An 18,723-nucleotide genomic window follows, 5' to 3' on the forward strand; every position below is an offset into this window, starting at 1 on the left:
GGAATCTCCTGTAGGGAATCTTGCTTTGGATGGACCGCCGCCAGGGGCGGTAAGTTGTACGCGGAGGTTGGAAGGCCTGGCCTAGCCGCCCGACCGCCTGGTCTTGAAGCCGCGTTTTTCGAGTTCGCCGAGCAGCAGGTCGACATGGTCGCCCTGGATCTCGATGACGCCATCCTTGAGCGCCCCGCCGGTGCCGCAGCGGCGCTTGAGCGCGCTGGCCAGGTCCTTGAGTGCTTCCTCGTCCAGGGGGACGCCGCTGACCGTGGTCACCGTCTTGCCGCCACGGCCCTTGGTCTCGCGCCGGACCCGGGCGATGCCGTCGCCGGTCGGGACCGGTGCCGGGGGTTCTTCCGGGCGAATGCGGCCGACGTCGGTGGAGTACACCAGCCGGCTGAGATCCGCCAGCGACGAGGTTTTCTTGCTCAAGGGACGGTCCTCCCAGTCTGGTTCAGACGCCGGGCGCCTGGAGGAAACCTTGGATACAGCGCCGGCCGGCACGGGCCGCGCTGGTCCGGGGCCGCGCAATGTAGCAGCATCGCCCACGGATGCTAAGGCGCGAATGCGAGAAATTAAGGCAGGGATGCGACATCTGCCCGGCTGATGACCAGGCGCAGGGCCTCCAGCGAATCCGGGCAATAGGGCTGCTGACGAGCCTCGGCGAGAATCGCCGCCGGAGCCAGGAAGCGGGCCTCCAGTACCTCTTCCGGCTGCAGCCGCAGCGGGCCGTTCCAGTGGGCGCTGAACACGCCGCCCCAGAGGCGATTGCCCGGCTCCTCGAAATAGAAGGTGCCGTGCTCGCGCAGGGGGACGCCGCTGCCCCCCAGTTCCTCGGCCAGCTCCCGGGCCGCCGACTGCGCATAGCTCTCGCCCGGCGCCACCATGCCGCCGGCGGCCACGTCCCAGTAGCCCGGGTAGAGCGCCTTGCTCAGGGTGCGCCGGTGCACGCAGAGTTCGCCGCGGTCATTGAACAGCAGGATGAAGGTGCAGCGACCGATCAGGCCGCGGGCACGCAATTCCGCCCGTGGCACCTCACCCTGGATGCGGTCGTCGCGATCGACCCACACCACCAGCTCCCGGTCGGAGGCGGCGCGATGCGCCGCTTCGCGAGCGTCCGGCGTCATCAGCCCTGTTCCAGCAACTGGCGCAGGTCGATGATCGCGGCGTTGGCGCGGGAGATGTAGTTGGCGATCACCAGCGAATGGTTGGCCAGGATGCCGAAGCCGCTGCCGTTGAGGATCATCGGACTCCAGACCGGCTGCTGCGCCGCCTCAAGTTCGCGGATGATCTCGCGGACGTTGACCGTGGCGTTCTTCTTGGCCAGGGTGTCGGCGAAGTCCACCTCGATGGCGCGCAGGATGTGCGACAGCGCCCAGGCCTGACCGCGGGCCTCGTAGAAGACGTTGTCGATCTGCAGCCAGGGCGTCTCGACGCGCTGCTCGTGCACTTCCGGCACCTGGCCGGCGGGAATGTCCTGGTTCGGCCGTACCTCGGCGTCCAGGCGTACCCGGCCGACGCTGGCGGACAGCCGCTGGGACAGCGAACCCAGGCGGGTCTCGACGTCACCCAGCCAGTTGCGCAGGTTGTCCGAGCGCGAATAGAAGTAGGCGGTGGGCTGGCCCTGGGCATTCTGGCCACCCAGGCGCGCCAGGTAGCGATCCAGGGAAGCGATGCCGGCGCGGTATTCCGACTCCGACGAGGGCATGGCCCAGCTGTGGTTGTCGAAGTTGAAGCGCGGCTCGGCCTGGGCCAGGTCGACGTCCTCGGTGGACTGCGACTGGGAACGGGCGAAGTCCTTGCGCAGGGCGCGCGCCAGATCGCGGGTCTGCACCAGCACGCCGTATTCCCAGGACGGCATGTCGTCGAGCCAGAGGCCCGGCGGGAAGATGTCGTTGGAGAGATAGCCGCCCGGCTTGTCCAGCAGGGTGCCGGCCACCTGCTTGAGGGTCTCGACCGTGGTGTAGCCGAGCACCAGCTTGCGACCACTGGCCGTGGCCGCCTCCTGGGCATGCTGCTGCACCGGGAAGAAATCCGGTTCGCGACTCCAGTACCAGCCTATCGCCAGGGTGACCAGAAGGTAGAGCGCGATCAGCACTGCCACCAGCCGGAGCCATCCCGACCTCAAGTTCCACTCCCGCATGGGCAATTCCTTGCAATGATTTCAAAGATGTTGGCGCTTGGACCCCCGCCGGCGACGCCGGTTGCGCCGCCATCGCCGGCAGTGCGGGCACGACGCATCTGGACAGCCGCCTTCGAGACTAGGGTAACAGGCGACGGACGCTACTCCAGAAGCGACCGACAGTGTCCATGCGAGCGGCATAGCCGCCGCTAACCAGGGTACCGCCTCTCCCCTGCCAGCCAGCAATTGGTAGCATAGGGCCACCACCTCAAGAATGACGGAACAATTCGTGAGCGAACCAGATGATCCGAGCCGGGACCGCCTCAAGCTGCACTTCGCGCAACGGGTCATCCACCAGTCGCGCCAGATGCTGGAGATCTGGCAACGGCTGCAGCGAGACGAGTGGACGGCCGGCAGCCTGGTCGAGCTGACCGACGCCAACGCGCGCCTGCTGCAATATGCCAAGCGCTTCGAGCAGCAGGGCCATGCCGAACTCGCCGAGGCCATCGGTGCCTCCCTGGCCCAGGTCACCGCCAATCGCGGTCGCCTCAACAGCCAGGCCATCACCGAACTCAGCCAGGCCATGCAGAGCCTGTCGCGCACCGGGCTGCGCCAGGGCGACCAGCTGGAGACCACCAGCCTGCCGCCGCTGCGCAAGCCGATCTACATCGCCCTGCTCGACAGCGAGCGCGCCGAGCGGCTGGCGCAGCAGATGGAATACTTCGGCGTCACCATCCAGATCATCCATGGCGCCGACGACTTCCGCGCGATGATGGACAACCGTCACCCGGCGGTCATCGTCATGGACGTGGACTTCGGCGGCGCGGGCGCCGGCATCCAGCTGGCGCTGGAGGCCCAGAGCGGTCTGGAGCGCAAGCTGCCGGTACTGTTCTACAGCCACCAGGAAGCCGACACCCCCTTCCGCCTGGCCGCGGTGCGCGCCGGCGGTCAGGAGTTCTACACCGGCACCCTGGATTCGGCGCGGCTGCTGGAAAAGATCGAGACCCTCACCCGCACCGTCTACTACGACCCGATCCGCGCCCTGGTGGTAGACGACTCTCGCGCCCAGGCCATGGCCACGGAAATGGCGCTCAACAGCGCCGGGATCGTCACCCGCACCCTGATGCAGCCCGGCGCGGTGATGGCGCACCTGGCCGAATTCGTGCCCGACCTGATCATCCTCGACATGTACATGCCAGAGTGCACCGGCACCGAGCTGGCCAAGGTCATCCGTCAGCACGAACGCTATGTCAGCGTGCCCATCATCTATCTGTCGGCCGAGGACGACCTCGACAAGCAGCTGGACGCCATGAGCGAGGGCGGCGACGACTTCCTCACCAAGCCGATCAAGCCACGCCACCTGATCGCCACGGTGCGCACCCGCGCCGCCCGGGCGCGCAGCCTGCAGGCGCGCATCGTCCAGGACAGCCTCACCGGCCTGTACAACCACACCCACACCCTGCAGCTGCTCGAAGACGCCTGCTTCCGCGCGCGGCGCAGCCAGCGGCCGATCACCTTCGCCATGCTGGACATCGACCACTTCAAGCAGGTCAACGACCACTACGGCCACCCCATGGGCGATCGGGTGATCAAGAGCCTGGCGCTGTTCCTCAAGCAGCGCCTGCGCAAGTCCGACCATATCGGCCGCTATGGCGGCGAGGAATTCGCCATCGTGCTGCCCGATACCGACCTGGCCACCGCCACTCGCCTGATCGACGAGATCCGCCAGCGCTTCGCCGAGATCCACTATCCGGCGCCGCCCAAGGAACTCAGCTGCACCTTCAGTGCCGGCGTGGCGCAACTGCAGCCCGGACAGGAGATGCCCACGCTGGCCAAGCAGGCGGACGAAGCCCTCTATGCCGCCAAGCATGCGGGACGCAATTGCGTGCGCCAGTACGTCTAGCCAGACCAACCGGATGCCTCTGCTATGATCGGCCGCTGCCGATCGCCGAGAAGCCCATGCGTGTCCTGCTGTTCCTGCTCACCCTGCTGCTGACCCTGCCCGCCGCCGCCGGCCTGTTCGATGCGCCGCGCCCGACGGCCGCATTGGGCCTGGACGGTCAGCGTCCCAGTCAGCAATTCCTGCCGGTGGACCAGGCCTTTCGCCTGGAGCAGCGTCGCGACGCCGAGGGCCGCCCCCAGGTGCGCTTCATCATCGCCGAGGGTTATTACCTCTATCGGCAGCGCTTCGCCTTCGACGCCGACCCCGGCCTGCTGACCGCGCCGGTGGCCCTGCCACCTGGCGAGCCCAAGCACGACGAATGGTTCGGCGACGTCCAGGTCTATCACGCCGGCGTCGACATCCCCCTGCCCCTCGCGCCCGACCGCGGCGGCCGGATCCAGGTGACCTACCAGGGCTGCGCCGATCGCGGCCTCTGCTATCCGCCGGAAACCCGCACCCTGACTATCGCCGGCCCCGCGGCCGCCTCCGCGGCGAGCCCGGCGGTCGCCGCCCCGCCCCCTGACCAGGTGGGGTGGAACAGAATCCTGCTGGCCTTCCTCGCCGGCCTGGGACTGACCTTCACCCCCTGCGTCCTGCCGATGCTGCCCATCGTCTCGGCGGTGGTCCTGGCCGGCAAGGCGCGCCCGGGCCGTGGCCTGCTGCTGGCGCTGGCCTACGTGGTGCCCATGGCGCTGAGCTTCGCCGCCCTGGGCGCACTCATGGGCGTCTTTGGCGCCAGTCTCAACCTGCAGGCGCAATTGCAGTCGGCCTGGGTACTGATTCCCTTCGCCGCGCTGTTCGCGCTGTTCGCCCTGGCGATGTTCGGCCTCTTCGAACTGCGCCTGCCGGCGGCCCTGCGCGAGCGCCTGGAACAGCTCGCCAACGGTACCCGCGGCGGCTCCCTGGGCGGCGCGGCTACCCTCGGCGTGCTCTCCAGCCTGATCGTCTCGCCCTGCGTCTCGGCGCCCCTGGCGGGCCTCCTGCTCTATATCAGCAGCACCGCCGACTGGCTCGGCGGCGGCCTGGCACTGTTCGCCCTGGGCCTGGGCATGGGCGCCCCGCTGATCCTCATCGCCGCCGGCGGCGGCGCCCTGCTGCCACGCAGCGGCGCCTGGCTGGTGGGCATGCGCAATGCGTTCGGCGTACTGCTGCTGGCGGTAGCCCTGTGGCTGCTTGAGCGACTCCTTCCGGGCCCCCTGGCGCTGGCGGCCTGGGGCCTGCTGGCCGCCGGGGTCGGGCTGTTCCTCGGCGCCCTGGAATTTGTCCCCAAGCCGCCCCGCCAGCGCCTGTCACAACTGGCGGGCCTGGCCCTGGTGGTCTACGGCGCGGCCGCCGGCATCGGCGCCCTGCGCGGCGCCAGCGATCCCCTACGACCGCTGGGCGACGCCGCGGCACCCGCCGTGGCTGCCCGCGCGGAGGTCATGCGCAGCCTGAGCGATCCCACCGCCCTGGCGAGCAGCCTCGGCAGCGGGCGACCCCTGCTGGTGGACGTCTATGCCGACTGGTGCATCAGCTGCAAGCTGATCGAGCGCGAGGTCTTCGGCAATCCTGAGATCCAGGCGCAATTGCGCGACTTCACGCTGATCCGTTTCGATATGACGCAAAGCACCCGGGAACAGCGCCAGTGGCTGGAGCAGCACGGCCTGTTCGGCCCGCCGGCGATCCTGTTCTACGATGCCAGCGGCCAGGAGCAGGCCAAGGCGCGCATCGTCGGCGAAATCGATGCTGCGGGCTTTCTCGCCCGACTCGACGAAGCAAAAAGGCTTATCACCAGTGATTAAAAGAATTTCGCCCAACGTGCGGGCATTTCCGGCAAACGTCTAGCGACTGGACAGTCACCTCCGGTTGCGGCATAGTCCGCGGCCAATCTGGTTGCGAAATCGCGAGGCAAGTGGCTATGGCGCATCTGCTGGTACTGCACGGGCCCAACCTGAATCTGCTGGGTACCCGCGAACCGGGCGTCTACGGTGCCACCACCCTGGCCCAGATCAACGCCGACCTCGAAGCCCGCGCCACCGCGGCGGGGCATCGTCTGCAGTCGCTGCAGAGCAACGCCGAACACCTGCTGATCGAACGCATCCACGCCGCGCGCGACGAAGGGGTGGATTTCATCCTGATCAATCCGGCTGCCTTCACCCATACCAGTGTCGCCCTACGTGACGCCTTGCTCGCGGTGAGCATCCCATTCATCGAAGTGCACCTGTCGAACGTGCACAAGCGCGAAGCCTTCCGCCACCACTCCTATTTTTCCGATGTGGCGGTCGGTGTCATCTGCGGGCTCGGCGCCAGTGGCTATCGCCTGGCGCTGGAAGCCGCCTGCGAACAGCTCGCCGCACGCGGCTGAGCGCGACCCAATATCCAGAACATCACCTGAACCCGAGGGGAGAGCCAACGCCAATGGACATCCGTAAAGTCAAGAAACTGATCGAGTTGCTGGAAGAGTCCGGTATCGACGAGCTGGAAATCCGCGAAGGCGAAGAGTCCGTCCGCATCAGCCGCAACACCGGCCGCAACCAGGGCATGCAGACCGTCTACGCCGCCGCTCCCGCGCCGGTCGCCGCGCCGGCCCCGGCTGCCGCTCCGGCCGCTGCTGCGCCGGCTACCGAAGCCGCCGCTCCGCAACTGACCGGTAACGTGGCTCGCTCGCCCATGGTCGGCACCTTCTACCGCGCGTCCTCGCCCACCACTCCGGCCTTCGTCGAAGTCGGCCAGCAGGTGAAGAAAGGCGACATCCTGTGCATCGTCGAAGCCATGAAGATGATGAACCACATCGAAGCCGAAGCCAGCGGCACCATTGGCCAGGTGCTGGTCGAGAACGGTCAGCCCGTCGAATTCGACCAGCCGCTGTTCACCATTGTCTAAGCCCGTGGAGCCCACGATGCTGGAAAAAGTCCTGATCGCCAACCGCGGGGAAATCGCCCTGCGCGTGGTGCGTGCCTGCAAGGAGCTGGGCATCAAGACGGTGGCGGTTCATTCCACCGCCGACCGCGAACTGATGCATCTGTCCCTCGCCGACGAATCGGTGTGCATCGGCCCGGCCCCCTCGCCCCTGTCCTACCTGAACATCCCGGCCATCATCAGTGCCGCGGAAGTCACCGGCGCCACCGCCATCCACCCCGGCTACGGCTTTCTCGCCGAGAACGCCGACTTCGCCGAGCAGGTGGAGCAGTCCGGATTCGCCTTCGTCGGCCCCACCGCCGACGTGATTCGCCTGATGGGCGACAAGGTGTCCGCCAAGAACGCCATGAAGCAGGCCGGCGTGCCCACCGTACCGGGTTCCGACGGCGCCCTGCCGGATGACGAGGCCGAGTGCCTGCGCATCGGCCGCGAAGTCGGCTATCCGGTGATCATCAAGGCCGCCGGTGGCGGTGGTGGTCGCGGCATGCGCGTGGTCGAGGACGAGGCCGAGCTGATCAAGTCGATCAAGCTGACCCAGACCGAAGCCGGCGCCGCCTTTGGCAATTCCATGGTCTACATGGAGAAGTTCCTCGGCAATCCGCGTCACGTGGAAGTCCAGGTGCTCTCCGATGGCCAGGGCAATGCCGTGCATCTCTACGACCGCGATTGCTCGCTGCAGCGCCGGCACCAGAAGGTCATCGAGGAGGCGCCTGCGCCCCAGATCGACGAGAAGGCCCGCGAAGAGGTCCTGGCGCGCTGCGTCAAGGCCTGCATCGACATTGGCTACCGGGGCGCCGGCACCTTCGAGTTCCTCTACGAAGACGGCCGCTTCTACTTCATCGAGATGAACACCCGCGTGCAGGTGGAGCATCCGGTGACCGAGATGATCACTGGCGTCGACATCGTCAAGGAGATGCTCAGCATCGCCGCTGGCAACCCGCTGTCGATCAAGCAGGAAGACATCAAGATCACCGGCCACGCCATCGAGTGCCGGATCAACGCCGAAGACCCCAAGACCTTCATGCCCTCCCCGGGCCTGGTCAAGCACTACCATGCACCGGGCGGCAACGGCGTACGGGTGGATTCGCACCTGTACAGCGGCTACAAGGTTCCGCCGAACTACGATTCGCTGATCGCCAAGCTGATCACCTGGGGCAAGACCCGCGAAGAGGCCATGGCCCGGATGCGCAACGCCCTAGACGAGCTGATCGTCGACGGCATCAAGACCAACGCCGATCTGCATCGGATGCTGACCCGCGACCAGGCCTTCGGCCAGGGCGCGGTGAACATCCACTATCTGGAGAAGAAGCTCGGCATGCGCCACTAAGGACGTGACGGCTGCGCGTCGGCCAGGCTGCGTTGGAAATCGCCTGGATCGCCAGCCCGGCCTAGGCGGCCCCGTCGGAATGCCCATTTACCCTAGGGAGAATGGCCTCCTCGGCGATTTCCGCCTTGCCTGACCTGGCTCGCTCGCCCCGTCGGCTTCTTACCTAGCAAACGGGCTGCCCTCGGGCAGCCCGTTTTCATTTACCCTCCCCGCTTTGACCCGATTCAGGTAGCCCACCATGTCCTGGCTGCAAGTCCGCCTCGCCCTCACGCCCGCCCAGGCGGAAACCTACGAAGACCTCATGCTCGAACTGGGCGCCGTCTCGGTGACCTTCATGGACGCCGAGGACCAGCCGATCTTCGAACCGGATCTCGGCACCACCCCGCTGTGGTCCCAGACCCACCTGCTGGCGCTGTTCGAAGGCGATACCGACGCCGCCGCCCTGGAACAGCGCGTGCAACTGCTGGCCAACGGCCTGACCTACGAGGTGGAGCGCCTGGAAGACCAGGAGTGGGAACGCAGCTGGATGGACAACTTCCAACCCATGCGCTTCGGCCAGCGGCTGTGGATCGTCCCCAGCTGGCACGAGGCCCCGGAACCCGAAGCGGTCAATCTGCTGCTGGATCCGGGCCTGGCCTTTGGCACCGGCACCCATCCCACCACCTCGCTGTGCCTGCAGTGGCTGGACGGCGAACCGGTCGCCGGCCGGCAGGTGCTGGATTTCGGCTGCGGCTCGGGCATCCTCGCCATCGCCGCCCTGCTGCTGGGCGCCGAGCGCGCCGTGGGCACCGACATCGACGTCCAGGCCCTCGAAGCCTCGCGCGAGAACGCCAACCGCAACGGCATCGATCCGGCCCGCTTTCCGCTGTACCTGCCCGCTGATCTGCCAGGCGAGCAGGCCGACGTGGTGGTGGCCAACATCCTCGCCGGTCCGCTGGTCGGCCTGGCCGAGCAGATCACCCGCCTGACCCGCATCGGCGGTCGCCTGGCCCTCTCCGGCATCCTCGCCGAGCAGGCCGAGGACGTCCGCGCCGCCTACGCCGGCTGCTTCGACCTGGAACCCACCGCCACCCTCGACGGTTGGGTGCGCATCAGCGGGACCCGCCGCCACTGATGCGCAGCGGCGCCACCGGTCCGCTCACCCGGCGGCCCGGTGGAGGCCCTTCTTTCGCCAGGGCCTTCGGGTACACTAGCGCGCTTCACTCCCTGGCTGTCGCCTCGCCATGACCGAATCCCTCGTCGCCCAGTGTCCGCATTGCCATACCCGCTTCCGTGTCACCCAGGAACACCTGGCCGCCGCGGATGGCGACGTACGTTGTGGCGTCTGCCTGGAAGTGTTCAACGCCAGCAACCAGGCCGCGCCCCTGACGGCCCCTGAGCCCGCGCCCGCGCCACCCGTGGCCGCGCCGGTGCCCACGCCCAGCGAAGCGGCCTGGCCCCATGACGAACTGGACCTGAGCCACCTGGAGCTGGACGCCGAGGTCGCCCGCCTGGGCGCCCTGGAAGAACAGCGCCGCACGCCGGTCGCTCCCATGGCGCCTGCCGCCTTGGCCGCACCGCCCGCCGTGACCACGCCGCAGGAAGAGCCGGCACCGGCCCTGGGGCTGGCTGCCCGTCGTCCCCAGGACGACGAAGAGGCCTACGAGCTGCCGTCGCTCGGCGCCGTCTCCGCCGAGCGCGAACCCGAGCCGGAGTCGCTGCGACTGCGGGCCGCGCCCGAGGCGGAGCCTGAGTCCGAGCCCCTGTCCCTTACCGCCGCCGAGCCGGAACCGCGACTCGAACTCGAACCCGAACCCGAGCCGGCCTTCGCACCAGTGCCCGAGCCCGAGCCCGAGCCCGCCATCACCCCCTTGCCTGCCGTAGCGCCGGTGGCCCCGCTCGCGGCCGTGCGCGCCCCGCTGAAGCCCGCCCTGGCTACGCCGCCCGCGCCCCTCACCGCCGCGCCGGCCGAACGCCAGGAGCCCGCGCTCGGCCGGGTCGAAACCGACGACGACGAACGCGCCGAACCCGGCCTGGGCCGCCTCGACGACTGGCAGGAGCCGGCTGCCGAATCCCTCAGCGCCGCTCGCGACAGCGACGACGAGCCACCGCCGGCCAAGGCCGCGAGCGGCCTGCGCAGCGAGCCGGAATGGCAGGACGATCCGCTGCTGGACCTGCACGACGAACCGCTGCAGCTGGACAGCCACCCGCAGCGCCCGCGCTGGGGTCGCCGCCTACTGTGGATCCTGCTCTGCCTGCTGGCACTGCTCGGCCTGGCCAGCCAGTACGTCTATTACCACTTCGACGAACTGGCGCGGCAGGACAGCTATCGCCCGCTGTTCGTCCAGGCCTGTGCCAGCCTCGGCTGCAAGGTGCCGTCCAAGGTCGATGTGCAGCAGATCCGCAGCAGCAACCTGGTGGTGCGCAGCCACCCGCAATTTTCCGGGGCGCTGCGCGTCGATGCCATTCTCTACAACCGGGCACCCTTCTCGCAGCCCTTCCCGCTGCTGGAATTGCGCTTCGCCGACCTCAATGGCCAACTGCTCGCCAGCCGCCGCTTCAAGCCGGGCGAATACCTGAATGGCGAACTGAAAGGCCAGGACGAGATGCCGCCGCAGACGCCGATCCACATCGCCCTGGACATTCTCGACCCCGGCCCGCGAGCCGTGAATTACAGCCTGAGCTTCTTCTCGCCGGAGTAGCTCCAGGGGGAATTGCTCATAAACTAGCCAACTCGCGCTTTATCCGGAGGCGGTGAGCGGGTATCATTCCCAACCCTTTTCAAGCACAGCAGCCCCTGTCCGCGGCCGGTTTCCGGCGCAGGCGGAACAGGCGCCTATTCGCCAGGGAAAAAGATATGTCGATGGTACGCATCGGCCCTTATACCTTGCCCAATCCGCTGATTCTCGCGCCCATGGCCGGGGTCACCGACCTGCCCTTCCGTCGCCTGTGCCTGGCACTCGGCGCCGGCATGGCCGTGTCGGAAATGGTGACCAGTGACGTGCGGCTCTACGACAGCCGCAAGTCGCGGCTGCGCCTGATCCACGCCAGCGAGCAGGAACCGCGTTCGGTGCAGATCGCCGGCGGCGATCCGGCGATGCTGGCCGAGGCGGCCCGGCGCAATGTCGAACTGGGTGCCCAGATCATCGACATCAACATGGGCTGCCCGGCGAAAAAGGTCTGCAACAAGGCCGCCGGCTCCGCGCTGATGAAGGATGAGGCCCTGGTGGCCGAGATCCTCGCCGCCGTGGTGGCCGCCGTCGACGTCCCCGTGACCCTGAAGATCCGCACTGGCTGGAATCCCGACAATCGCAACGGCCTGCGCATCGCGCAGCTGGCCGAAGCCGCGGGCATCCAGGCCCTCGCCGTGCATGGCCGCACCCGGGACGACCGTTTTCTCGGCGCCGCCGAGTACGACACCATCGCCGCCATCAAGCAGGCGGTCGATATCCCGGTGTTCGCCAACGGCGACATCGACAGCCCGGAAAAGGCCCGCTGGGTGCTCGAACACACCGGCTGCGACGGCCTGCTGATCGGCCGCGCCGCCCAGGGGCGCCCCTGGATCTTCCGCGAGATCGCCCACTACCTGGCGACCGGCGAGCACCTGGCGGCGCCCGGTGATGCCGAGGTGGAGGCCATCCTGCTGGAACACCTCGACGCCCTGCATGCCTTCTACGGCGCGGAAATGGGCGTACGCATCGCCCGCAAGCACGTCGGCTGGTACCTGGCCGACCGGCCGGGCGCCGCGGAATCGCGCGCCCAGTTCAACCGACTGCAAGACACCCAAGCCCAGCACGCCAGCATTCGCGCGTTCTTCGCGCAGCCCCCGACCGGGAAGCAGGTGGCATGAATTCGATGACCGAGACTTTGACTGGAACAGCGCCTGTGAGTGACAACGGCGACCTCAAGCAGCACCTGACCGCTCCCCTGCAGGAGGGTCAGACGCTGCGCGACAGCGTGGAAAAGGCGCTGCGCAACTATTTCGCCCACCTCGATGGGCAGCCGGTGACCGACGTCTACAACATGGTGCTCTGCGAAGTGGAAGCACCCCTGCTCGAAAGCGTGATGAATTACGTCAAGGGCAACCAGACCAAGGCGTCGGAGATGCTCGGGCTCAATCGCGGCACCCTGCGCAAGAAGCTCAAGCAGTACGACCTGCTCTGATCCGCCTCATCGCCGGCGGCCCAGGGGCTTGACCGGCGGTCTTTCTCCTCCTGATGGACATGACCATGACCGACCAGACCTCTCGCCTCCCCGTCCGCCGTGCGCTGATCAGCGTGTCCGACAAGACGGGCGTCGTCGACTTCGCCCGCGAACTCGCGGCCATCGGCGTGGAAATCCTGTCCACCGGCGGTACCTACAAGCTGCTGCGCGATGAAGGCATCCCAGCGGTGGAAGTCGCCGACTACACCGGCTTCCCGGAGATGATGGACGGTCGCGTCAAGACCCTGCACCCGAAGATCCACGGCGGCATCCTCGGTCGTCGCGGCGTCGACCACGAGGTGATGAGCGAGCACGGCATCCGCCCGATCGACCTGGTCGCGGTCAACCTCTATCCCTTCGCCGCCACCGTGGCCAAGCCCGGCTGCAGCCTGGCCGACGCCATCGAGAACATCGACATCGGCGGCCCGACCATGGTCCGCAGCGCGGCGAAGAACCACAAGGACGTCGCCATCGTGGTCAATGCCAGTGACTACGCGGCCATCCTCGACGACCTCAAGGCCGGTGGCCTGACCTATGCCCAGCGCTTCGATCTGGCGCTCAAGGCCTTCGAGCACACCGCCGCCTACGACGGCATGATCGCCAACTACCTGGGCAGTATCGACCAGCAGGCCGAGACCCTGACCACCGACGGCCGCGCCGCCTTCCCGCGGACCTTCAGCGCCCAGTTCATCAAGGCGCAGGACATGAGATACGGCGAGAATCCGCACCAGCAGGCGGCCTTCTATGTCGAGCACGCCAGCGAAGCCTGCGTGGCCACCGCCACCCAGCTGCAGGGCAAGGAACTGTCCTTCAACAACGTCGCCGACACCGATGCCGCCCTGGAAACCGTGAAGAGCTACGGGGAACCGGCCTGCGTCATCGTCAAGCACGCCAACCCCTGCGGCGTGGCCGTCGCCGGCGACATCCGCCAGGCCTATGAACTGGCCTATGCCACCGACAGCGAATCGGCCTTCGGCGGCATCATCGCCTTCAACCGCGAACTGGACGCCGAAACCGCCCGCGCCATCGTCGAGCGCCAGTTCGTCGAGGTGATCATCGCCCCGCGCGTCAGTGCCGAAGCCCGCGACGTCGTCGCGGCCAAGGCCAACGTCCGCCTGCTGGAGTGCGGCGAGTGGCCCGCCGAGCGCAAGCCCGGCCTGGACCTCAAGCGCGTCAACGGTGGCCTGCTGGTGCAGAGCCGCGACATTGCCATGATCACCGCCGACGACCTCAAGGTGGTGACCCGCCGCGCGCCCAGCGAGCAGGAGCTGCAGGACCTGATCTTCGCCTGGAAGGTGGCCAAGTTCGTCAAATCCAATGCCATCGTCTACGCCAAGGGCCAGCAGACCGTGGGCATCGGCGCCGGCCAGATGAGTCGCGTCAACTCGGCGCGCATCGCCGCCATCAAGGCCGAGCACGCCGGTCTGGCCGTGGCCGGCGCGGTCATGGCCTCGGACGCCTTCTTCCCCTTCCGCGACGGCATCGACAACGCCGCGGCCAACGGCATTACCGCGGTGATCCAGCCGGGTGGCTCCATGCGCGACGCCGAGGTGATCGCCGCCGCCGACGAAGCCGGCATCGCCATGGTCTTCACCGGCATGCGCCACTTCCGCCACTAAGGCCCGCCACGGCGAGGGCCGCAGCCCTCACCGTCGACCCATTTGCGTGGCGGACGTGCCCAGCGTCCGCCCAGAGGAAAGCTTCATGAACGTACTCATCATCGGCAGCGGCGGTCGCGAACACGCCCTGGCCTGGAAGGTCGCCCAGGACACCCGGGTCACCAAGGTCTACGTCGCCCCCGGCAACGCCGGCACCGCCACCGAAGCCAAGTGCGAGAACGTCGCCCTCGACGTCCTGGCCCTGGAGCAACTGGCCGACTTCGCCGCCGCCAACGTCGAGCTGACCATCGTCGGTCCCGAGGCGCCGCTGGTGGCCGGCGTGGTCGACCTGTTCCGCAGCCGGGGCCTGCCCTGCTTCGGCCCCACCGCCGGCGCGGCGCAACTGGAAGGCTCCAAGGCCTTCACCAAGGATTTCCTCGCGCGCCATCAGATCCCCACCGCCGCCTACGCCAACTTCACCGAGGTGGAGCCGGCGCTGGCCTATCTGCGCGAGCAGGGTGCGCCCATCGTGATCAAGGCCGATGGCCTGGCCGCCGGCAAGGGCGTGATCGTCGCCATGACCCTGGCCGAAGCCGAGGACGCCGTGCGTGACATGCTCTCCGGCAATGCCTTCGGCGATGCCGGTGCGCGAGTGGTGATAGAGGAATTCCTCGATGGCGAGGAAGCCAGCTTCATCGTCATGGTGGATGGCAAGAACGTGCTGCCGATGGCCACCAGCCAGGACCACAAGCGCGTCGGCGACGGCGACAGCGGTCCCAACACCGGCGGCATGGGCGCCTACTCCCCGGCGCCGGTGGTGACCGCGGCGGTCCATGACCGGGTCATGCGCGAGATCATCGAACCCACCGTGGCCGGCATGGCCAGCGAAGGCAATGTCTACACCGGCTTCCTCTATGCCGGCCTGATGATCGACCAGAGTGGCGCACCCAAGGTCATCGAATTCAACTGCCGGTTCGGCGATCCCGAGACCCAGCCGGTGATGCTGCGCCTGCAGTCCAGCCTGGTGCTGCTGGCGGAGGCCGCCCTGGCCGAGGCCCTCGACAAGATCGAAGCCTGCTGGGATCCACGTCCGAGCCTGGGCATCGTCCTGGCCGCCGGCGGTTATCCGGGCGACTATGCCAAGGGTGACGCAATCGCCGGTCTCGAGGCCGCCGCAGCGCTGCCGGGCAAGGTGTTCCACGCCGGCACCGGCCTGCGCGACGGTCAGGTCGTCACCGCCGGCGGTCGGGTGCTGTGCGCCACGGCTCTGGGCGAAACGGTCTCCGCCGCCCAGCAGAACGCCGCTGCGCTGGCCCGGGAAATCTCCTGGCAGGGCTGCTTCTACCGCAGCGACATCGGCTACCGCGCCATCGCTCGCGAGCGACAGTGAAGCTCGCCTAAGGGATCAGCCTGTTACACTGTTACGTCAACAGACGTGACGGGCTGGTCTATACTCGACGTCCGCATTTGCGAAGGGAACTCTCGTGCACCGGCTCTGGATCGCCATAGGCTTTGTGGTCAGCTGGCTGCTGTTGCTGCTGGTGGCCAATTCCGTGCAAGCCGAGAATTCGCCGGATGCGGGCTGGGCGCAGTACGAGGACGTCACCGGCGAATTCTCGCTCGACGATGTCCGTGATCGGCTGTCCGCCTTCAAACCGCTGACCACCGCCAGGGCCCACCGCCCAGCCGGTTCCGGTGCGCTCTGGCTGCACACCCGCATCCAGCCCGACGCCCAGCAGCGGCTGCTGCGCATCATTTCGCCCAACGTCGGCTACCTGGATTTCTTCGCCTATCGCGATGACCAGTTGCTCAGCGAGATCCGCGATGGCCTGTCGCGGCCGCTGCTCAATCCGCAGCAACTCAGTCGCGACTTCGTCTTTCCGATTCCACAGAGCGATCAGCCGCTCGACCTCTTCCTGAGATTCGAATCGCCCCAGCCGATGCGGATCGCCCTGACCCTGAGCAGCAGTGCCGAAGCCGAGATCACCCATCGCCTGGTGATGTTCGGCGTGTTGCTCGGCTGCCTGGCCATGCTGGCGCTGTACAACGGCGCCCAGCTGCTCTACCACCGCAGTCGCGCCACCAGCGCCCTCACCCTGCTGCTGGTGATGCTGGTCTGCGTGGCCCTGAACATCTTCGGACTGAGCAAGTTCTTCCTGGGCACCTTCAAGGGCCAGACGCCGCTGCTGACCGATCTGTCGGTGCTGGCCTGCAGCGCCGCCGGGCTGAATCTCGTGGGCGCCTTCTTCGGCTGGCGACGGCTGCCGCTGTGGGTCCGCCGCACGCTGCGGGGTCTGCTGGCCCTGGTCGGCCTGGCCGCCGTGGTGCGTATCGCCGCCGGCGAATTCTATGTCGGCGACTGGCTGATGGCGGTCAATGGCCTGGCGCTGTGCGCCTGCCTGATCATCGCGCTGGAGCGCTGGCACCAGGGTGCCCGCTATGGGCGGCTGCTGGTGATGAGCTGCGCCCTGCTGGCCCTGGCCGGGCTGATCGCGCTGCCGATCCTGGCCGGCTACGCCAATCCACCGGTGTGGATGGGCCGCGGCCTAATCGCCAGCTGCATGCTCAGCGGCATCCTGCTGACCCTGGCCCTGGAGGAGCGGCGTCGCTATCTGCGCGAGGAACATTTCACCCGCACCCGCGACAGAGCCACGGACCATGCGGAGCTCAAGGGCAAGGCCGAATTTCTCTCGCGCATCAGTCACGAGATCCGCACGCCCATGAACGGCGTGCTGGGCATGACCGAATTGCTGCAGGGCACGGCGCTGTCGGCCAAGCAGCGCGACTATGTGCAGACCATCCACAGCGCCGGCGCCGAGCTGCTCAATCTGATCAACGAGATCATCGACATCACCCGCCTGGAAAGCGGCCAGATCGAACTCGAGGAGGTCACCTTCGACCTCAATGCCCTGCTCGACGACTGCCTGGACATCTTCCGGCCGCGTGCCGAGGAGCACCGGGTCGAATTGCTCAGCTTCATCCAGCCCCAGGTGCCGCGCCGCTTCATCGGCGACCCGACCCGCTTGCGCCAGATCCTGCTCAACCTGCTGGAAAACGCCTTCCAGCGCACCGAGGAGGGCGAGATCCTGCTGGTGATCTCCCTGGAAGAGGCCACCGGCCAGCCACCACGCCTGCGCATCTCGGTGCAGGACAGCGGCACGCCGCTGGACGCGGCGCTCAGTCGCCAGCTGCTGTCCACCCACCTCGACCGCCGCGACTTCCTCGCCAGCGATACCGACAGCCTGGATTTCGGCCTGATCATCGCCCGCCAGCTAGTGCTGCTGATGCAGGGCGACTTCGGCATCCAGAACAACGCCGAGGGCGGTTCCAGCTTCTGGATCAGCCTGCCCATCCCGGCTCAGGCGCTGGTCCTGTCGCGCGGCGACAGCGACTATCCGCTGCAGGACGTGCGGGTGCTGGTGGTCGATGACAACGAACTCTGCCGCAAGGTCCTGCAACAGCAGTGCAGCGCCTGGGGCATGCAGGCGGTCACCGCCGCCTCCGGGCGCGAGGCCCTGGCCCTGCTGCGTACCCAGTCGCACCTGCGGGAATACTTCGATGTGGTGCTGCTCGATCAGCAGATGCCGGGCATGACCGGCATGCAGCTCGCCGCGCGCATCAACGAAGACGAGAATCTCAACCACGATCTGCTGCTGATCATGCTCACCGGGCTGAGCAATGCGCCGAGCAAGGTCATCGCCCGCAACGCCGGTATCAAGCGGGTGCTGGCCAAGCCGGTGGCCGGCTATACCCTCAGAGCCACCCTGGCCGACGAACTGTCGCGCCGCGGCCAGCGGGTCAGCGAGCCCGAGCCCCAGGAACAGCCCAGCGGCATCCCCAGCGACTTCCGCGTGCTGGTGGCCGAGGACAACAGCATCTCGGTCAAGGTGATCCGCGGCATGCTGAAGAAGCTCGGCGTCGAACCCGATACCGTGAGCAACGGCCTGGAGGCCTTCGAAAAGCTCCAGCAGAACACCTACGACCTCATCCTGATGGATTGCGAGATGCCCCTGCTGGACGGCTTCGGCGCCACCCGCCGGCTACGTGCCTGGGAACAGCAGAATCATCGTTCGCGCACCCCGGTGGTGGCCCTGACCGCGCATATCCTCGCCGAGCACAAGGATCGCGCCCAGGAGGCCGGCATGGACGGCCACATGGGCAAGCCGATCGAACTCTCGCAACTGCGTGAATTGCTGCTCTACTGGGCCGAGCGGCGGCGCCTGGACGTGACCCGCGCCGGCCTCAAGGCGACTCCTTGAACCTGTCCTCGACATAGGTGATCCGGGTCTTGCCATGGGGTACCGGATTGCCTTCCTCGTCGAGATTGACGAAGACGATCTTGTCGATGGTGAGGATGCTCTTGCGGGTGATCTTGTTGCGCACCTCGCATCTCAGGGTGATGGAGGTACGCCCGAACTCGGTGGCGGTGATGCCCAGCTCGATGATGTCGCCCTGACGCGAGGCGCTGATGAAGTTGATCTCCGAGATGTACTTGGTCACCACCTTGGGATTTTCCAGCTGCACGATGGCGTAGATCGCCGCCTCCTCGTCGATCCATTTCAGCAGACTGCCGCCGAACAGGGTGCCATTGGCATTGAGGTCTTCGGGTTTCACCCACTTGCGGGTATGGAAGTTCATCAGGGCTCCTTGAATTTCCAGG

16 protein-coding genes are annotated in these 18,723 nt (G+C 67.3%); 12 read left to right on the plus strand and 4 right to left on the minus strand.

The genetic code is table 11. The features are described 5' to 3' along the window. Positions 1-81: 81 nt before the first annotated feature. From BGI51_RS04220 to BGI51_RS04230, 3 genes are all read right to left on the minus strand, one after another. Positions 82-426, minus strand: coding sequence for a translation initiation factor Sui1 (locus BGI51_RS04220; RefSeq protein ID WP_187980393.1), 345 nt, complete (start codon positions 424-426; stop codon positions 82-84). 143 nt (positions 427-569) lie between these two features. Beyond that, positions 570-1,121: an NUDIX hydrolase gene (locus tag BGI51_RS04225; RefSeq protein WP_187980394.1), complete on the minus strand. Its 552-nt coding sequence runs from the start codon at positions 1,119-1,121 to the stop codon at positions 570-572. Next, positions 1,121-2,137: a DUF2333 family protein gene (locus BGI51_RS04230; protein ID WP_133861522.1), complete on the minus strand. Its 1,017-nt coding sequence runs from the start codon at positions 2,135-2,137 to the stop codon at positions 1,121-1,123. Before BGI51_RS04230 ends, BGI51_RS04225 begins: the two co-directional genes overlap by 1 nt. Before the next feature lie 268 nt (positions 2,138-2,405). On the opposite strand from BGI51_RS04230, the gene BGI51_RS04235 reads away from it, so the two are divergent. The 12 genes from BGI51_RS04235 (at position 2,406) to BGI51_RS04290 (ending at position 18,322) form a co-directional block, all read left to right on the plus strand. Then, positions 2,406-4,019 carry a response regulator gene (locus BGI51_RS04235; RefSeq protein ID WP_187980395.1) on the plus strand — a complete coding sequence of 538 codons (1,614 nt, stop codon included), beginning with the start codon at positions 2,406-2,408 and terminating at the stop codon, positions 4,017-4,019. A 56-nt stretch (positions 4,020-4,075) separates the two neighbouring features. After that, positions 4,076-5,839, plus strand: coding sequence for a protein-disulfide reductase DsbD (gene dsbD / locus BGI51_RS04240; RefSeq protein ID WP_187980396.1), 1,764 nt, complete (start codon positions 4,076-4,078; stop codon positions 5,837-5,839). Between the two features lie 116 nt (positions 5,840-5,955). Further along, entirely contained in the window at positions 5,956-6,402 is a 447-nt protein-coding gene (gene aroQ, locus BGI51_RS04245; protein WP_017641056.1) for a type II 3-dehydroquinate dehydratase, read from the plus strand. Between the two features lie 53 nt (positions 6,403-6,455). Next, positions 6,456-6,920 (plus strand): acetyl-CoA carboxylase biotin carboxyl carrier protein, encoded by a 465-nt coding sequence (accB, locus tag BGI51_RS04250; RefSeq protein ID WP_187980397.1) that lies wholly within the window; start codon positions 6,456-6,458, stop codon positions 6,918-6,920. A gap of 16 nt (positions 6,921-6,936) precedes the next feature. Beyond that, entirely contained in the window at positions 6,937-8,283 is a 1,347-nt protein-coding gene (gene accC, locus BGI51_RS04255; RefSeq protein WP_187980398.1) for an acetyl-CoA carboxylase biotin carboxylase subunit, read from the plus strand. 238 nt (positions 8,284-8,521) lie between these two features. Then, positions 8,522-9,397, plus strand: coding sequence for a 50S ribosomal protein L11 methyltransferase (gene prmA, locus BGI51_RS04260; protein ID WP_133861527.1), 876 nt, complete (start codon positions 8,522-8,524; stop codon positions 9,395-9,397). Positions 9,398-9,506: 109 nt separating this feature from the next. Then, positions 9,507-10,964: a DUF3426 domain-containing protein gene (locus BGI51_RS04265; protein ID WP_187980399.1), complete on the plus strand. Its 1,458-nt coding sequence runs from the start codon at positions 9,507-9,509 to the stop codon at positions 10,962-10,964. 155 nt (positions 10,965-11,119) lie between these two features. Beyond that, complete coding sequence (gene dusB, locus BGI51_RS04270; RefSeq protein WP_187980400.1) at positions 11,120-12,112, plus strand: tRNA dihydrouridine synthase DusB; 993 nt, start codon at positions 11,120-11,122, stop codon at positions 12,110-12,112. Continuing rightward, positions 12,109-12,426: a DNA-binding transcriptional regulator Fis gene (fis, locus tag BGI51_RS04275; protein ID WP_026083845.1), complete on the plus strand. Its 318-nt coding sequence runs from the start codon at positions 12,109-12,111 to the stop codon at positions 12,424-12,426. Before dusB ends, fis begins: the two co-directional genes overlap by 4 nt. Positions 12,427-12,491: 65 nt before the next feature. Continuing rightward, the gene (gene purH / locus BGI51_RS04280) at positions 12,492-14,084 is read left to right on the plus strand and encodes a bifunctional phosphoribosylaminoimidazolecarboxamide formyltransferase/IMP cyclohydrolase (protein ID WP_187980401.1); all 1,593 of its coding nucleotides are present in this window, start codon (positions 12,492-12,494) and stop codon (positions 14,082-14,084) included. Positions 14,085-14,169: 85 nt separating this feature from the next. Further along, the gene (gene purD / locus BGI51_RS04285; protein ID WP_187980402.1) at positions 14,170-15,453 is read left to right on the plus strand and encodes a phosphoribosylamine--glycine ligase; all 1,284 of its coding nucleotides are present in this window, start codon (positions 14,170-14,172) and stop codon (positions 15,451-15,453) included. Between the two features lie 94 nt (positions 15,454-15,547). After that, positions 15,548-18,322 carry a hybrid sensor histidine kinase/response regulator gene (locus BGI51_RS04290; protein WP_187980403.1) on the plus strand — a complete coding sequence of 925 codons (2,775 nt, stop codon included), beginning with the start codon at positions 15,548-15,550 and terminating at the stop codon, positions 18,320-18,322. Here BGI51_RS04290 and BGI51_RS04295 read toward each other — a convergent pair. Then, positions 18,306-18,701: an acyl-CoA thioesterase gene (locus BGI51_RS04295; protein ID WP_064309293.1), complete on the minus strand. Its 396-nt coding sequence runs from the start codon at positions 18,699-18,701 to the stop codon at positions 18,306-18,308. The two genes, BGI51_RS04290 and BGI51_RS04295, sit on opposite strands and share 17 nt — an antisense overlap. Positions 18,702-18,723: the final 22 nt, after the last annotated feature.

The sequence above is a fragment of the Pseudomonas oryzihabitans genome, from assembly GCF_014522265.1.
Lineage (GTDB): Bacteria > Pseudomonadota > Gammaproteobacteria > Pseudomonadales > Pseudomonadaceae > Chryseomonas > Chryseomonas aestiva.

Coding starts and splice junctions, on each gene's coding strand:
- BGI51_RS04295 (WP_064309293.1), bottom strand. CDS start 18,701: ATGAACTTCCATACCCGCAAGTGGGTGAAACCCGAAGACCTCAATGCC.
- prmA (WP_133861527.1), top strand. CDS start 8,522: ATGTCCTGGCTGCAAGTCCGCCTCGCCCTCACGCCCGCCCAGGCGGAA.
- purH (WP_187980401.1), top strand. CDS start 12,492: ATGACCGACCAGACCTCTCGCCTCCCCGTCCGCCGTGCGCTGATCAGC.
- purD (WP_187980402.1), top strand. CDS start 14,170: ATGAACGTACTCATCATCGGCAGCGGCGGTCGCGAACACGCCCTGGCC.
- dusB (WP_187980400.1), top strand. CDS start 11,120: ATGTCGATGGTACGCATCGGCCCTTATACCTTGCCCAATCCGCTGATT.
- BGI51_RS04265 (WP_187980399.1), top strand. CDS start 9,507: ATGACCGAATCCCTCGTCGCCCAGTGTCCGCATTGCCATACCCGCTTC.
- accB (WP_187980397.1), top strand. CDS start 6,456: ATGGACATCCGTAAAGTCAAGAAACTGATCGAGTTGCTGGAAGAGTCC.
- BGI51_RS04230 (WP_133861522.1), bottom strand. CDS start 2,137: ATGCGGGAGTGGAACTTGAGGTCGGGATGGCTCCGGCTGGTGGCAGTG.
- aroQ (WP_017641056.1), top strand. CDS start 5,956: ATGGCGCATCTGCTGGTACTGCACGGGCCCAACCTGAATCTGCTGGGT.
- fis (WP_026083845.1), top strand. CDS start 12,109: ATGAATTCGATGACCGAGACTTTGACTGGAACAGCGCCTGTGAGTGAC.
- dsbD (WP_187980396.1), top strand. CDS start 4,076: ATGCGTGTCCTGCTGTTCCTGCTCACCCTGCTGCTGACCCTGCCCGCC.
- accC (WP_187980398.1), top strand. CDS start 6,937: ATGCTGGAAAAAGTCCTGATCGCCAACCGCGGGGAAATCGCCCTGCGC.
- BGI51_RS04225 (WP_187980394.1), bottom strand. CDS start 1,121: ATGACGCCGGACGCTCGCGAAGCGGCGCATCGCGCCGCCTCCGACCGG.